Source organism: Shewanella sp. NKUCC01_JLK (assembly GCF_019345615.1).
Taxonomy (GTDB): domain Bacteria; phylum Pseudomonadota; class Gammaproteobacteria; order Enterobacterales; family Shewanellaceae; genus Shewanella; species Shewanella oncorhynchi.
Genome location: NZ_JAHKRD010000005.1, coordinates 12,872 through 27,795, shown reverse-complemented (window position 1 = coordinate 27,795; position 14,924 = coordinate 12,872). Strand labels below are relative to the sequence as shown.

The following is a 14,924-nucleotide window of genomic DNA, read 5'->3' as shown; positions in this document are numbered from 1 at the left end:
GCATCAACTTAGCGTGCAAAATCGCTTATTTATCAAAATGGATCACGCTACGGATGCTCTTACCTTGGTGCATCAGCTCGAACGCTTCATTGATTTGCTCAAGTCCCATAGTATGGGTGATAAAATCATCGAGCTTAAACTCACCCGCCATGTAACGCTCAACAATGTGTGGCAGTTCAGAACGCCCTTTCACACCGCCAAAGGCAGAACCGCGCCAAACGCGGCCAGTCACCAATTGGAATGGACGGGTTGAAATCTCTTGTCCAGCACCGGCAACACCTATGATCACCGACTCGCCCCAGCCCTTATGGCAACACTCTAAGGCGCTGCGCATCACGTTGACGTTGCCGATACACTCGAATGAGTAATCTACGCCGCCATCGGTCATTTCAACGATCACCTCTTGGATAGGCTTATCGAGTAATTTAGGGTTGATGCAATCGGTCGCGCCGAGTTTTTTGGCTAACTCGAACTTAGATTCGTTGATATCAATCGCGATAATGCGACTGGCTTTGGCCATAGTAGCACCGATAATCGCCGATAAACCGATACCGCCGAGGCCGAAAATCGCCACGGTTGCGCCTTCTTCCACTTTGGCCGTGTTCATCACAGCGCCCATACCAGTGGTCACGCCGCAACCCAGCAGACAAATTTCTTCTAATGGTGCGCTCTTATTGACTTTAGCCAATGAGATTTCAGGTAACACAGTATATTCAGAGAAGGTCGAGCAGCCCATGTAATGGAAAATAGGCTTGCCATCAAGATAAAAACGCGTGGTGCCATCGGGCATTAAGCCTTTACCTTGGGTCGCGCGAATTTTTTGGCACAGGTTAGTTTTGCCCGATAGGCAGAACTTACACTCGCCGCACTCTGGGGTATAAAGTGGGATCACATGATCGCCCACTTGTACACTGGTCACCCCCTCGCCTACTTGCTCAACGATACCGCCGCCTTCGTGGCCAAGAATCGCCGGGAATACCCCTTCTGGATCGTCGCCGCTCAGAGTAAAGGCATCCGTGTGACACACGCCTGTAGCCACAATGCGCACTAAGACTTCGCCCGCTTTAGGTAACATCACATCCACTTCTTCAATCTTAAGTGGTTCTCCTGGCCCCCAAGCAACAGCGGCCTTTGATTTAATAAACTGCGGTTTTTCGTTCGACATTGTTACGTCCCTTGAATAGGTAATAGGAGTAAGTCATTGGTGTATCATAAATTCAATTCAGGCCAAGCAAATTCTTGCGACCATTGCACTGATGCTACTGAATAGGAGGATTGTATTTGTTTCTCAGCGAGAGACAATCTAGTATTCAAGCAATTCATTTTTACTGAGTAACAACAATGTATCTCTGGGACGGCATTTCTGAATTTGTCGCGGTGGCTGAGGCCGAAAGTTTTACCCTAGCGGCGCAGCGGCTGAATATCTCCACCGCCCACGTTAGCCGCCAAGTGAGCACCTTAGAAAACCGCCTCGGCACAAAACTCTTTTACCGCACAACCCGCAAAGTGTCGTTAACCGAAGAAGGCACGATTTATTATCGTCACTGCCGCCAATTACAAACGGGGTTAGAAGAAGCCGAGCGCGCCATCTCAAACCTAAAGGACTCACCCCAAGGCTTAGTCAAGCTCACGGCGCCCGTCGCCTATGGCGAGAAATTTATCATGCCATTACTCAATGATTTTATGGTGCAATATCCCAGCGTTGAATTTAGCGTCGACTTGACCAATCGCACCTTGGACTTGATTGAAGGCGGTTATGATCTGGCCATTCGCCTCGGAAAACTCGCAGATTCGAGTTTGATGGCCAAACCGCTCAGCAGCCGTACCCACTATGTCGCCGCCTCACCAAGCTATGTGGAAAAATACGGTCAGCCCCATACCTTATCAGAACTTAGCCAGCACAATTGTTTGATCGGTAATCATAATTACTGGCGCTTTGTAGAAAATGGCCGCGAGCGCAATATTAAAGTCCGCGGCAATCTCAATTGTAACAGTGGATACGCATTAAGGGATGCGGCACTAAAGGGCATAGGGATAGTTCAACTGCCTGATTATTATATTGAAGAAGATATTCAAACCGGACGGTTGCTCTCCTTCCTTGACAGTCACCGCGAAGCCAAAGAAGGCATTTGGGCACTCTATCCGCAAAACCGCCACCTGTCGGCTAAGATCCGTGTATTGGTCGATTACCTTGCCGAAAAGCTCATCGAACAGGATTAAATACTGTTTGAGCAGATTGATTGGTAGCAGACAACACGGCGCAAACTAGCGCCAGTTTTCCCGCAAAGTGTAATACAACATGCCTAACGCCAACGCTTGATTGCCGAACCATTCATTTAAAGGAATGCGGATATGGCGCATGGCGGCAAACAAATCAAATTCACGTAATTGCCCGTCCATCGCATTGGCCATGATCTCGGCCATAATGTGCGATGTCGCCACTCCGTGCCCAGAATATCCTTGGCAATAGAACACATTAGGCGACACTTTGCCGAGCTGCGGGATACGGTTAATCACAATTCCTGCCATTCCGGCCCAGGCAAATTCGATATTAATGCCCTTTAATTGTGGAAACGTACGTTCAATTGCGGGCCGTAATTCCGCCGCCACATTTTTAGGATCGCGGCCGCTGTAGTTAGTGCCGCCGCCGAACATCAGCCGTTTATCCGCGGTCAGGCGATAGTAATCCAGTACAAAGCGGCAATCGTACACGGCTAAATCCTGCGGATTGATTTGCAAAGCGATATCATCGGGCAGAATCGCAGTGGCGCAATTGCCTAAGGACGCAGGAAATAACATACCGCGCAGTTTTGGACGGGCGAGTTTATGGTAAGCATTACCGGCGATCAGCACACTGTTGGCGCGCACTTTTCCCTTGGCAGTGACAACAGTCGCCACATCGCCTTCTTCAATATCAAGTACGGGTGAGTGTTCAAAGATTAATGCCCCAAGACCTGCTGCCGCGCGGGTTTCACCAAGGCATAGATTAACAGAGTGTAAATGCATATTGCGCCGATTGACCAAGCCGCCGTGATACAAGGGCGAGCCTAAATAGGCGGGCATTTCATCGGCGGATACCAGCGTCATAAATTCACCCATGCCGCGGCGCTGCGCCTCATTATGCATAGCCCTAAGCTCGTGCATGTGCTTTGGCTGGTAAGCAGTTTGGATATGACCAAACTTTAAATCACAGTTTATGCCGTACTTGGCCACCCGGTTTTTAATAATGTCATGACCGCGCCAACGTAAATTCCACACATAATCTTCAGCTTCATTGCCAATTTGGCGGCGCAGCTGTTTTGTCATCGCAACATCGCCGGACAAACTGCCCGTCACCTGCCCGCCGTTGCGTCCGGTCGCGCCCCACGCAATTTTATTGGCCTCAATAAGCGCCACTTTGTAGCCCTTCTCAGATAATTCCAACGCCGTTGCCACGCCGGTAAAACCGCCACCAACAATCGCCACATCGACTCGAATGTCGCCTTCAAGCGAAGGATAATCTGACTCTTGGTCAATGGTGGCATTGTAGTAGGAGGCGCAACGCTCTGTTGGCATAGTCATTCCTTGATGTTGAAAGTTGATGGCTGAAAGTGAGTGTTAAGTCTTAGTTCTGGGCTCTCAGTTCTTCTGGACACTCAGTTTTAGGACACTCGTTTTAACGCGGCATTATACCGACGTTGTTTTATATTTTTTACAAGCGTTCAGAATTTGTGAGTATATCTGAGTTGAGATCGAGGTCAACAGTGAATTGCGATAACTATTTGCAGGACATGACAAAGGGAGTTGAGCTGGCTGCAGGCTCCTCTTGAAGAACCTGAAATGGAGGTGCTTGAGATGGAAGCTTCTGAAATGGCGGTACCTAAAATTAAGGCACTAAAATTAAGGCTCTAAAATTAAGGTACCTAAGATAGAGACTCCGAATGTTAAGGCGCGGCTGATTTTATCTTTTAAGCCTTATACTTTTTGCTGGTTTAAGATAGGCTTGTGCGGCGTCATCCTCTTTTTATCTCAGCAACCTAGAGTCCATTATGCCACTAATGCCAATTACCCAGCCACTTGTCCAATTGCCGTTTTCCCAAGCGTGTGAAAACAACAAAGCGCCGATTTTAGCGGTATTAACACAAGCATTCTCACTCAACCAACATGTACTCGAAATCGGCAGTGGCACAGCGCAACATGCTGTGTATTTTGCAGCAAATCTTCCCCTTCTAATCTGGCAAACCAGCGATCAAGCTGAATATATTGAGGTCATTACCGCAAGGTGTATGCATGAAGGCAAGCTACCCAATGCAGCGGCAAACCTACGCTTACCACTTACCCTTGATGTCACTGTGTCATGGCCAGTGGAGGGATTAACACCTGATATTGATGGCGTATTTACTGCAAACACTTTGCATATTATGAGCAAAAATATGGTTGAAGCGTTTTTTACTGGCCTTGGTCTGTATCTCCCCCAACTCAAGACCCTGTGCATTTACGGCCCCTTTAACTACCAAGGCGAATTTAGCAGTGACAGCAATCGCCAGTTTGATGCCTTTTTAAAACAGCGGGATCCCGCCAGCGGCATTCGCGATATTGAATGGATTTGCAGTTTAGCCAGCGAGCAAGGCTTAACGCTGAAGCAAGATGTGGCTATGCCCGCCAATAATCGACTACTGCATTTTGTTAGAGACTAGCTTTTTGTTAAAAGCTAGCTTTGGTTGAGTGGTTTAGTCCGTTTTGGCCTCGGCGGTTCTGTGCCCATAGCTCAGCACTCGGGTAGCTTTCCACTGTTCGTTCTGTTTGCGCCACACAATGACAAAGTCGGCTAGACCTTCACAATTGCCGGTTTCAAAGCTGCAAAAACGATGAACGCCTTGCTCTATCGCGCCAAACTCTTTCACCGGAAACACTTTCATCGTGCCCGCAACTAACTCGCGGCGGTAATGGCCACAGGCATATTTTTCGGTATTAGCGATCATGTCCTTGCGGTTCCACGTCACGCCACCCGTGTCGTGGTAAAACTCTACATCTTCAGTGAAAAACGCCGCGTGTTTCTTGAGTTCAGCAGGGGCTGAACACTTATTGAAACTGTCGAACACAGCAAAATCCACCGCTGCAATTTGGGTAGATAAAGTGTCTGTAAGTGCAGCTGCGGGCTGCGCAATGTCAGCTTGTGGAGCCCCTGCCGTTTTAACTGATGCTGCTTTAGCTAATGCGGGCGCATCTGTGGCAACAGCAGGTTCGGTAGTGGCGAGTGACAAAGTTAAAACAGCGACTGTGGCTAAGCTATAAAATACTGGATTCATATTCTCTCCGTAAATATTGGCAATACATTTTGTATGGCGACTATTCACGTCACAAACATGAATGCACCACGAAACATAAAGTCACATCGCCAGCAAAGCTTATGCCAGTTTAAATATCCATATTAATCATATCGATATGGCTTAATATTACGTTATGCTGTTTTGTGCGGTGATAGTTTCTGATTATTCTCACTATTTTTTAGTGATTTATCCGACGACAGTCAGACTCAGATCGTCATACTCAGTGCCTTATGCTCAATACACTCAATCAGGATGACCATGCCAGCGAGCAACACGTCGAATATACGGGCTATCACGCTGTTATTAAACACTAAAAATTTACACTGCCTTTACACAAAAGAGAGACATCCAAGCTTGAAGCTATAATTAAGAATAATTATCATTCGCCAAAATTACCGAAGGAAGAATGATATGCCCCGCTTTATCCGTCGCACTCGCCAAACCTCGCATCTATCTCATGCAACACAGACACCTATGTTGAGCCAGCTATCACGCGCTATTGGTTTATGTTTGTTATTACCTGCAGCATGGGCTAGTGCTGCAAATACGCAAGATACCACGCCAGAAATGGAACGCATGGTGATCACAGCAACACAAACTAAACACTCGGAGCTTTCGGCGCCCGCTTCAGTGTCCGTGATTAACCGCAGTGAACTTGAAGCGCTAGTCATAGACGATCTTGCTAGCGCAGTCCGTTATTTACAGGGTGTGAACATCAGCGAAGGCACGCCCTATGGCCGCAATGAGATCAGCCTGCGAGGTTTAGATTCAGATTACACTTTAATCTTGATTAATGGCCGCCGCATTAACTCCCGCGAAGCATTAACCTCTGGTTATGGCAACGATTTTGACTTGTCCTCTATTCCAATGTCTGCCATTGAACGTATCGAAGTTGTGCGTGGGCCTATGTCATCCCTATACGGCTCAGAAGCTTTAGGCGGTGTGGTTAACGTCATACTGCGTCAACCGACTGAAGACTGGCAAACCAGCGTTGGCGTGCAATACGATGCACCTACCAGTGGCAAGGGTGGCGATAGCACTAAGTACAATTTCTACAGCAGTGGCGCGCTGATCAAAGATAAATTACTGGCAAACTTAATCGTCGACAGCAATAAACGCGATGCATGGCGCTCGGACTTAAAACCCACTATTGATGCGCTAGAAGACAGAGATGAAATCAGCGCCCTCGCCAATTTACAATGGCTGATTGATAACCAGCAAGATCTGCAATTTGACTTAAGTTACGCCAACGATGAACGCGAGTCTGATTGGAATAACTACGGCACGATTCTCACCAATAACCAACAAGCGGAGCGGATAAGTTCAGGTCTGACCCATAATGGCCACTGGAACTGGGGCGACACTCGCCTGCGCTATTACTATGAAAATGTTGAGGTGACTGACGACTCAGCGTTAATCGCCGAGATAGGTAATATCACCCAAACCAACCACAATCTCGACGGTCAAACCACTGTCCTGCTTGGCGATCACATGTTAACCAGCGGTGCAGAATACCGTTGGACCCAGCTCGAAAATAGCCGCAATATTTTAGGTGATGGCACCTTAGACGACAGCCAATCGGCATTGTATCTACAAGATGAATTTAGCTTAGGCGAACTCAATATCACCTTAGGTGGGCGCGTCGATCACCACGATGTGTACGGCACCGAATTTAGCCCACGCTTGTATTTAGTGTATAACTTAAGCTCTGAATGGGTCATTAAAGGTGGTGGCGGCAAAGCCTTTAAAGCGCCAAATATGGCGCAATCCCAAGCCGATTATATTATCCCCGCTTGTCGTGGCGCCTGTACCGTTGCGGGAAATCCTGATCTTCAACCCGAAACCTCAGTGAACTATGAGTTATCGACCCAATATCAAACCACGGATTTTGGTGGCTCGGTCACCTACTTCCATAACGATGTAGAAAATAAAATTATCACCGAAACTTGGAATAGAGTCCCTGGTACAGTATTAACTTACCAAAACGTTAACGAAGCCAAGATCACTGGTTGGGAATTACAAGCTTGGTACAATTTAACTCAAGATCTCAGCCTAAACGGTAATTACAGTAAAACCAATGCCGAAGATAAGCAAAATGGCGCGCCTTTTACCTTAACACCGGACGACAGCTATAACCTAAAACTGCAATGGCAGGCATTCGATGGTTTATCCACCTTTATCGCCTACCATTATACTGGCGAGCAGTATTTGCGAGCCAATGTCAAATCAGAGGGTTATGGCTCGCTCGATATAGGTGCGAATTATCAAATTAATCCTATGTTTAAACTGAAGCTTGGCGTGACTAACCTAACGGATTCTGAACGTGACCAAGTTGCCACCGACCTTGATTATATTCAAAAGAGTCGCAGTATTTATGCTGGGGTAACTGCAAGTTTCTAAGCTCTACAAGCCAGAAATTAATGTGTAATTATAGCTCTGCTACTCAACATTAAACATCATAGGCGAAGCCCGTTTTGGCTTCGCCTATTGTTTTAAGACCAAAATAAATGTCACACATTCGGCTAGAAAAAGTAAAATAAATATATTTTCTAAAATATAGAATTTTTAAATAAACATCAAAAATATAAATTACACAATCCAGATTTAAATCATTAGTCTTTTACATTCCGCAATATAACCTTGATCATACTTTAACGCTAAAAAATAACTCACCCGTTAACCTTTGATAACGATCAAGGTTTTGTCATATTAAAAAACTATTATACACACGCAAGACTGCTAAAGCTTGAGGTGTAAAATTATCGATTATTAAACTTACGCACCAAGCAAAAGCGATATTATCTTTCCGTTTATATCACTAATAAAACAACGAGAAAAATACAGTTCCAACTTCAAGTTATATATTTCATAGCTAGATATATGATTTACTCGCTTCAGAATGATGATTTAACCAACAATAAAAAAGGAAAATAACATGCTTAAAAAGATGATGCTAATGTGCGCACTGTGCTTTTCAACTAATTTAATGGCGGTATCACTTGCCGACAGTCATTCTGAAAGATCTGACTGTGAATCCTGCCATAAAGATAAAAAACCTTCAGCGGATTATGTTTTTGAAAATCAGCAATGTGTATCATGCCATGGAGAAATGAAAACTCTCGCAGGTGAAGCTCATACTAAACATGATGGCGTTTTAACATGCACCAATTGCCATATCGCTCATCAAGAAAAAGCACCAGCAGATGCTTGCAAAGAATGCCATTAATTCACTAAAAATCTAAAACCAAAGGCCGAAGAATTATTTATTTTGAATGGAACCATTAGGCAGGATGCCACTTGACCCAACCTCCAAGGGTGTTTGCCATCTATTGCTCACAGGTGGCAATTTTTACCTCCGTTTTTATATCCTTACAATATGTGTAACGGCTCAATACTTAGCTCAGAATCCCATATCCGGCAAATAGGACAAATTTAAGTATGCTAGGTAAACCATAGACGAATCTCAGGGGATTGTTCTCAAGAACGCCAATGCCTTTTCTAGGTCACGGGTGCGTGCCATCGGCGGCAGCGAGTTTAAAAAAGCTTGGCCATAGTAGCGATTCACAATGCGATTATCGCAAAGGATCAGCACACCGCGATCTTTTTCATCGCGAATGAGACGCCCAACACCTTGTTTCAGCGCAATAATCGCCTGCGGTAACGACACTTCAGTAAAAGGATCGAGTCCCTGACGACTCACATTGTCGGCTCGGGCGCGATACAGGGGCTCATCGGGCGACACAAAAGGTAATTTGTCGATAATCACGCAGCTTAACAATTTGCCGCGCACATCCACCCCTTCCCAAAAACTACTGGTGCCGAGCAATACCGCATTGCCGAGTTGGCGAAACTTAGTCAGCAGACTCTGTTTACCCGCTTGGCCTTGTACCAGCAGCGGATACTGAGTGCGAGTTCGCAATGCCAGCGCCGCTTGTTCGAGCATTTTATGGCTGGTAAATAAAATAAAAGTCCGTCCCTGCGCCGCATCTATCGCTTGCACGCACACATCCACCAGCTGCTTTAACGCTTGCTGTTGATTGGTCACGTTCCCAAGTTGTCTAGGCACACAAAATACCGCTTGGCGGGGATAATCGAAGGGACTGTCGAGAATGCTTTGCTGCGCATCGACGATACCCATTTCTCGGGCAAAATGAACAAGACTGCGGTTAACCTGCAAAGTTGCCGAGGTAAATATCCAGCTGGTTTCGGGCACAAATAACTGTTGGCACTCACGGGCAATATTGATTGGTGAAATTCGTAGCACCACAAAGCGACTGCCAAATTCGATGCTGTAGGCCGCCAGATTATTATCGCAGTTAAAAAACACACTGAGCTTGTTATTCAGCTCAGCCAACTTAATGGCGATATCATCTAACAATTCACTGCGGCCAATATGGGCCATTAATAAATTCTGCAGCGCAGTTAATTCCGCTAATAAATCCCATGACGCCCCTGCGAGCGCTTTATTGCCCAGCACTAAACGCCAATCGGATTCGCCGCAGGAATATAACTGATTATGCCAATCACTTAATTTAGCGAGGCAACGCTGGCAAAATTGGGCGAGTTGCCCAGTATCACTGAGTTCAGTCTGATAAATAGCGAGTAGCTTTTGAATGAAATCATCGATAGTACGACTCGAACATTGCTGGCCAAAATAGTTAACGCAAATATCGGGTAATAAATGCGCTTCATCGAAAATCACCATATCAGGATCGGGTAATAACTCGGCAAAGCCCGTGTCTTTCAGTACGCTATCGGCGAAAAATAAATGGTGGTTAACCACAATGATTTTAGCATCCAGAGCACGGCTGCGCGCCTTGCGGGTAAAGCAGGCATCGTAAAAATCGCAGCGCTTACCAATACAGCTTTCCTTAGTGCTGACCACAAGTGGCAGCGCCGAAGAATTCTCAGGCACTGAGGTTAAACCGCCAATATCACCATCTTTACAGGTGCTCGCCCACTGATTGATTTTCAACAAATCATCCAACAAACGCGCATCGATATGTGTCGCCTCGCTCATTTGCTTATCGAGTCGCCACTGGCACAGATAATTATTGCGGCCCTTTAGTAGAGCCAGTTTAGGCTCAATCCCCAACATGGCGACCAGCGCGGGTAAGTCTTTAAAAAACAACTGCTCTTGCAAGTTTTTACTGCCCGTACTGACGATGACTTGCTTACCGCTCAATATCGCGGGGATCAAATACGCAAAGGTTTTACCTACCCCCGTACCCGCCTCAATTACTACATTCCCCTTCGCCGCTATCGCCTCACTCACTTCCTGTGCCATCTGCATCTGGCTTGTTCGCGCACTAAATCCTTGAATATGTTTAGACAATACTCCATCGGGCAAAAATGCGCGTTGCACTTCGGACGCGAGTCGACTCACCGCAGCGGCGCCTTTTAAAGCAGAAGGCTTAGCGACAGTTTCTTTAGAGGAAACATGCTTTGATGTCGGTTGGCGGGAGCGAGTCAAAGGGAGAATCAATCCTTTATCAAGGTGTTAGGAACGTCAGTGAAAACAGTACTGCAAGTCCACACAATAAATTACTGAGCGAATGCATAGTGAAACTTTATAAGCACAAACAATGGTTAGTACCGCATGCCACTGCCGTAAACAATAGCGTTAAGCTTAACAGCTCGAAGCATTATGCTGATTTGAGATAAGACTACAAGTTAGCCGCGTAATTAACGCCAATTTAAACGTCGGTATTTGCTAGCATCCGCCAAAGCATGTGCGCTAGCTGTAACGGTTCGCAAACTTCTGTCGATTTCAGCCTGCCACTAACCATTTGAAATAAATAAGCTACCTCAGCAAAGCAAAACTCTATACCATTATATACGCTCGATAACAGGATGTTTCAGTGCCCAAGCATCAATACTAAGACGCAGGTAATCAGGATGAATGATGTCAAACGTTAGTCTTATCAATTTAAAAACAAGTGACACCACAACGCTACAACGTCTGCTCCAACTTTATTATTTTGATTCAACATCTTGGAGTAAAGAAGATATAGGCATTGATGGGTTATATGATGGCTCTACAGCCTCAGATCTTGAATCCTATGTTAACTCACAAGAGGCAAAAGCCTACCTCATTTGGGTAAATGAAGTATTGATAGGCTTTGTTCTACTAGAATGGGTTGAAGATGAAAAAAGGCTTATCTGGGAACTGGCTGACCTCTTTATTCTTCCTAAATATCGCGGTGGTTGGATTGCGCTCGAAGTAGTCCGTCAAATATTTGAGCAGATTAGCACACCAATACTGGTCGCTACGTTCAAAGAAAATGAACTGGCTTTGCGCTTTTTTAAAGCGGTATCAAAACGATTACAGCTTAATTCAGTACGTGAGTTAATCGAGGATGAAACTACGCCGTTTTATACATTCATCATAAATGAACACATCTAACAATCGATGTTATTCAAGTTTTTCTAAGCCACCCATTGTTTGTAGTGGTACGGTTAATTTGGCCATCTAGTTAGAATTGACCTCAGCAATGTCTACGTTTTTTGACCTTCGCCATACTTACTTATCGTAATGTGAACTAGACGATTGTGAGTAATAGATCTTCCGCGCTTTTGTCCAAAAGCGTGCTGCGTGTCTCCTTAAAACCTATAGTTTATGCTAATGCTAAAAAGGTAGGCCATGGTGATTAGCGAGACGACCGTCCGCCCCATGGACGGGGCGGTCGAGCATCCAAGGACGGACTGGCTGCGAGTCGGTGAGTGAACACCATGGCAAGCCTGTATTAATGAATATCAGCAAATGCTCACAACTCAAGTTACAGTTCCCCTGCACGACTTCCAACACATTTCCATCCACTTTCAACATCCCCCCAACAAAAATGCTCAATAACTTTATTTAACGATAACCCTCTACCTTTCACAAAAACGCATAAATATTCTCATTTAATTCAAATTGACTGTTGCAAAGGCTCATAAAAGCGGTTAGTTTAAATCCACTTATACGGATAGACGTCCGTAACAACGAATTCAGCGCTTCACTGTATTTCGAGCAGTTAAGTCAATAAAGTTAAATACCGAGAAAGTAAAATGAGCCAACTACTGAACGCTATCCACCACCATCACCACCATATGCGGTAGCCTTCGGACGCTCACTGCCGGAGGACTATATCCTTCTGGCGGACTGATTCAAGATGATCATAAACCCCTGGAAGGAATTCCGGGGGTTTTTGCATTTAGGCGTTAATTTGGGTTTTAATTTAAATAAGCAACTTTAGATATTTAATAAATTATCAATACGTTAGCAAAGAGCACTTAACTAAAGACCTTAGCTAGAGCCCATTGAATGGCAAGGCGTATTAAACCGATTAAACACACACTTTTGAATCTTTTAATTTTGATACTTTTGAGCGAGATAACACTATGACTGAATCGAACCGTTTACGCATCGCCATCCAAAAATCTGGCCGTCTTTCTACTGATTCTCAGCAGCTACTAAAAAGCTGTGGTGTTAAATTTTCCATTAATGAACAACGCCTTATCGCTCATGCTGACAATATGCCTATCGATTTACTGCGCGTTCGTGATGACGATATCCCAGGTCTAGTGATGGACGGCGTAGTCGATATGGGGATCATAGGTGAAAACGTGCTCGAAGAAGAACAAATCGAGCGTCAAACTCTGAACAAACCCGCAGATTGTCTCAAACTGCGTCAGTTAGATTTCGGATCATGTCGCCTTTCGTTAGCCGTACCAACAGAATTCAGTTACGCCGATGCCTCCTCGTTAGAAGGATTACGCATCGCCACTTCTTATCCGAACCTTCTGCGCCGTTTTATGCAACAAAAAGGCATAACTTATCGCGACTGTATGTTAAAAGGCTCGGTTGAAGTCGCCCCGCGTGCCGGCCTTGCCGATGGGATTTGTGATCTCGTGTCAACGGGCGCCACCTTAGAGGCCAACGGTTTATACGAAACTGAAGTGATTTACCGCTCTATGGCCTGCATCATTCAATCGACCCAAACCCAAACACCGACTAAACAAGCACTCATCGACAAAATTCTGTCCCGCGTCAATGGCGTTATCCGCGCCCGTGAGAGCAAATATATCCTGCTGCACGCGCCAACCGAGACCTTAGATCAAATCGTCGCCCTGCTGCCCGGCGCGGAAAACCCAACCGTATTGCCATTAAATGATGATACTAACCGCGTTGCTATCCACGCCGTCAGTACCGAAGATTTGTTCTGGGATACTATGGAACAGCTGACCGCACTCGGTGCCAGCTCGATTCTGGTGATGCCAATCGAAAAAATGATGGGGTAATGTATGGAAATCCTAACTTGGTCAACCTTATCAACCGCCGAGCAAAAAACGGCGCTGAAACGCTCGCCTTTAATTGGTGACAGCGGCTTAGAGCAAAGCGTTCGCGCCATTATCGATGCAGTGGCAACGCGGGGTGATGCCGCCATTGCCGAATTTAATCAAAAGTTTGATGGCTTCAATAGCGCGACCAAAAAATTAAATGGACAAGGAAGTGGCGAGCTGCGCATGGGTGAAGCCGAGATTGCTGCAGCAAGCGCACGGGTATCACCAGAGCTGAAAGCGGCGATCGCCAAAGCCATGGCGAATATAGATGTGTTTCACAGCGCCCAGCAATTTCGTCCGATTGATATGGAAACCGAGGCGGGAGTACGCTGCGAGCTACGTAGCGAACCGATTGAAAAAGTGGGTTTATATATCCCCGGTGGCAGCGCGCCATTAATTTCTACCGTGATGATGCTCGCCCTGCCCGCCAAGATCGCCGGCTGCGAACAAAGAGTATTGGTCAGCCCACCGCCGATCAACGATGCCATTATCTATGCCGCCAATGCCTGCGGGATCACTGAAATTTATCAAGTGGGTGGCGCGCAGGCCATTGCGGCACTGGCCTTTGGCACAGAAACGATTCCCACGGTCGATAAGATTTTTGGCCCAGGTAATCGCTACGTGACTGAAGCTAAACGCTTAGTGTCACAGGATGGCCGCTGCACTGTGTGTATCGATATGCCGGCTGGTCCTTCTGAGGTGTTGGTGATTGCCGATAGCGACGCCAATTGCGAATTTATCGCCGCCGATTTGCTTTCACAAGCTGAGCACGGCCCTGATTCACAAGTGATTTTAGTAACGGATTCGCAAGCTATCGCCGATGGCGTGAATGACGCACTGACAAGACAGCTCGCTGCACTGCCGCGTTGTGATATCGCGGCAACGGCGCTCCTCAGCAGTCGCACTTTTGTTGTTGACGATATGCAGCAAGCCGCGCAGGTTTCTAATCAATATGGGCCTGAGCACTTGATCATCCAAACGCGCTTTCCCCGTGAGGTATTGAAAAATATTCGCGCCGCGGGGTCGATATTTTTAGGCGCTTATACACCTGAATCTGTTGGCGATTATGCCAGTGGCACCAACCACGTGCTGCCGACTTACGGTTACAGCCGCGCCGTGTCGAGCCTGTCATTAGCCGACTTTAGCCGCCGCTTTACCGTGCAGGAACTCAGTGCTAAGGGCTTAATCGGATTGGGGCAAGCGGTCATGACGTTAGCCAGTAACGAATTGCTCGATGCGCACAAAAATGCCGTCGCAGTACGTTTAGCTAGCCTAGAGAAATGATCCGCT

General features: G+C 46.3%; 12 protein-coding genes. 7 read left to right on the top strand and 5 right to left on the bottom strand.

The window, feature by feature from the left end; translation table 11 throughout:
- Positions 1-25 precede the first annotated feature (25 nt).
- On the bottom strand, positions 26-1,165 hold the full coding sequence (locus KO537_RS06790; protein ID WP_219234103.1) for an S-(hydroxymethyl)glutathione dehydrogenase/class III alcohol dehydrogenase: 1,140 nt from the start codon (positions 1,163-1,165) through the stop codon (positions 26-28).
- A 176-nt stretch (positions 1,166-1,341) separates the two neighbouring features.
- Between KO537_RS06790 and KO537_RS06785 the strand changes: the two genes are divergently transcribed.
- A complete protein-coding gene (locus KO537_RS06785; protein WP_219234102.1) occupies positions 1,342-2,220 on the top strand; it encodes a LysR family transcriptional regulator in 879 nt (292 codons plus the stop codon).
- Between the two features lie 45 nt (positions 2,221-2,265).
- Here the strand turns inward: KO537_RS06785 and KO537_RS06780 are convergent, their stop codons facing one another.
- Entirely contained in the window at positions 2,266-3,555 is a 1,290-nt protein-coding gene (locus tag KO537_RS06780) for an FAD-binding oxidoreductase (RefSeq protein ID WP_219234101.1), read from the bottom strand.
- Positions 3,556-4,028: 473 nt separating this feature from the next.
- On the opposite strand from KO537_RS06780, the gene KO537_RS06775 reads away from it, so the two are divergent.
- Entirely contained in the window at positions 4,029-4,676 is a 648-nt protein-coding gene (locus KO537_RS06775) for a DUF938 domain-containing protein (RefSeq protein WP_219234100.1), read from the top strand.
- Positions 4,677-4,709: 33 nt separating this feature from the next.
- Here KO537_RS06775 and KO537_RS06770 read toward each other — a convergent pair whose 3' ends face one another.
- Entirely contained in the window at positions 4,710-5,288 is a 579-nt protein-coding gene (locus KO537_RS06770) for a nuclear transport factor 2 family protein (protein ID WP_219234099.1), read from the bottom strand.
- A gap of 432 nt (positions 5,289-5,720) precedes the next feature.
- Between KO537_RS06770 and KO537_RS06765 the strand changes: the two genes are divergently transcribed.
- Both KO537_RS06765 and KO537_RS06760 read left to right on the top strand, forming a co-directional pair.
- Positions 5,721-7,709 carry a TonB-dependent receptor gene (locus KO537_RS06765; RefSeq protein ID WP_219234098.1) on the top strand — a complete coding sequence of 663 codons (1,989 nt, stop codon included), beginning with the start codon at positions 5,721-5,723 and terminating at the stop codon, positions 7,707-7,709.
- 535 nt (positions 7,710-8,244) lie between these two features.
- The gene (locus KO537_RS06760; protein ID WP_028759787.1) at positions 8,245-8,535 is read left to right on the top strand and encodes a cytochrome c3 family protein; all 291 of its coding nucleotides are present in this window, start codon (positions 8,245-8,247) and stop codon (positions 8,533-8,535) included.
- 237 nt (positions 8,536-8,772) lie between these two features.
- On the opposite strand, the gene KO537_RS06755 is transcribed toward KO537_RS06760, so the two are convergent.
- Positions 8,773-10,782 carry an ATP-dependent DNA helicase gene (locus tag KO537_RS06755; protein ID WP_173244607.1) on the bottom strand — a complete coding sequence of 670 codons (2,010 nt, stop codon included), beginning with the start codon at positions 10,780-10,782 and terminating at the stop codon, positions 8,773-8,775.
- A 432-nt stretch (positions 10,783-11,214) separates the two neighbouring features.
- Here KO537_RS06755 and KO537_RS06750 point away from each other — a divergent pair, with 432 nt between their 5' ends.
- On the top strand, positions 11,215-11,715 hold the full coding sequence (locus KO537_RS06750; protein ID WP_158683085.1) for a GNAT family N-acetyltransferase: 501 nt from the start codon (positions 11,215-11,217) through the stop codon (positions 11,713-11,715).
- Between the two features lie 222 nt (positions 11,716-11,937).
- On the opposite strand, the gene KO537_RS06745 is transcribed toward KO537_RS06750, so the two are convergent.
- Entirely contained in the window at positions 11,938-12,117 is a 180-nt protein-coding gene (locus KO537_RS06745) for a hypothetical protein (RefSeq protein WP_173244604.1), read from the bottom strand.
- A gap of 575 nt (positions 12,118-12,692) precedes the next feature.
- Here KO537_RS06745 and hisG point away from each other — a divergent pair.
- Together hisG and hisD are read left to right on the top strand one after the other, a co-directional pair.
- Positions 12,693-13,592 (top strand): ATP phosphoribosyltransferase, encoded by a 900-nt coding sequence (gene hisG, locus KO537_RS06740; RefSeq protein ID WP_006086295.1) that lies wholly within the window; start codon positions 12,693-12,695, stop codon positions 13,590-13,592.
- 3 nt (positions 13,593-13,595) lie between these two features.
- Positions 13,596-14,918 carry a histidinol dehydrogenase gene (gene hisD, locus KO537_RS06735; RefSeq protein ID WP_173244601.1) on the top strand — a complete coding sequence of 441 codons (1,323 nt, stop codon included), beginning with the start codon at positions 13,596-13,598 and terminating at the stop codon, positions 14,916-14,918.
- The last annotated feature ends 6 nt before the right edge of the window (positions 14,919-14,924 follow it).

What these genes read in the sequence shown, in the direction of transcription:
- KO537_RS06790 (WP_219234103.1), bottom strand. Translation starts at nt 1,165, where the DNA reads ATGTCGAACGAAAAACCGCAGTTTATTAAATCAAAGGCCGCTGTTGCT.
- KO537_RS06785 (WP_219234102.1), top strand. Translation starts at nt 1,342, where the DNA reads ATGTATCTCTGGGACGGCATTTCTGAATTTGTCGCGGTGGCTGAGGCC.
- KO537_RS06780 (WP_219234101.1), bottom strand. Translation starts at nt 3,555, where the DNA reads ATGCCAACAGAGCGTTGCGCCTCCTACTACAATGCCACCATTGACCAA.
- KO537_RS06775 (WP_219234100.1), top strand. Translation starts at nt 4,029, where the DNA reads ATGCCACTAATGCCAATTACCCAGCCACTTGTCCAATTGCCGTTTTCC.
- KO537_RS06770 (WP_219234099.1), bottom strand. Translation starts at nt 5,288, where the DNA reads ATGAATCCAGTATTTTATAGCTTAGCCACAGTCGCTGTTTTAACTTTG.
- KO537_RS06765 (WP_219234098.1), top strand. Translation starts at nt 5,721, where the DNA reads ATGCCCCGCTTTATCCGTCGCACTCGCCAAACCTCGCATCTATCTCAT.
- KO537_RS06760 (WP_028759787.1), top strand. Translation starts at nt 8,245, where the DNA reads ATGCTTAAAAAGATGATGCTAATGTGCGCACTGTGCTTTTCAACTAAT.
- KO537_RS06750 (WP_158683085.1), top strand. Translation starts at nt 11,215, where the DNA reads ATGTCAAACGTTAGTCTTATCAATTTAAAAACAAGTGACACCACAACG.
- hisG (WP_006086295.1), top strand. Translation starts at nt 12,693, where the DNA reads ATGACTGAATCGAACCGTTTACGCATCGCCATCCAAAAATCTGGCCGT.
- hisD (WP_173244601.1), top strand. Translation starts at nt 13,596, where the DNA reads ATGGAAATCCTAACTTGGTCAACCTTATCAACCGCCGAGCAAAAAACG.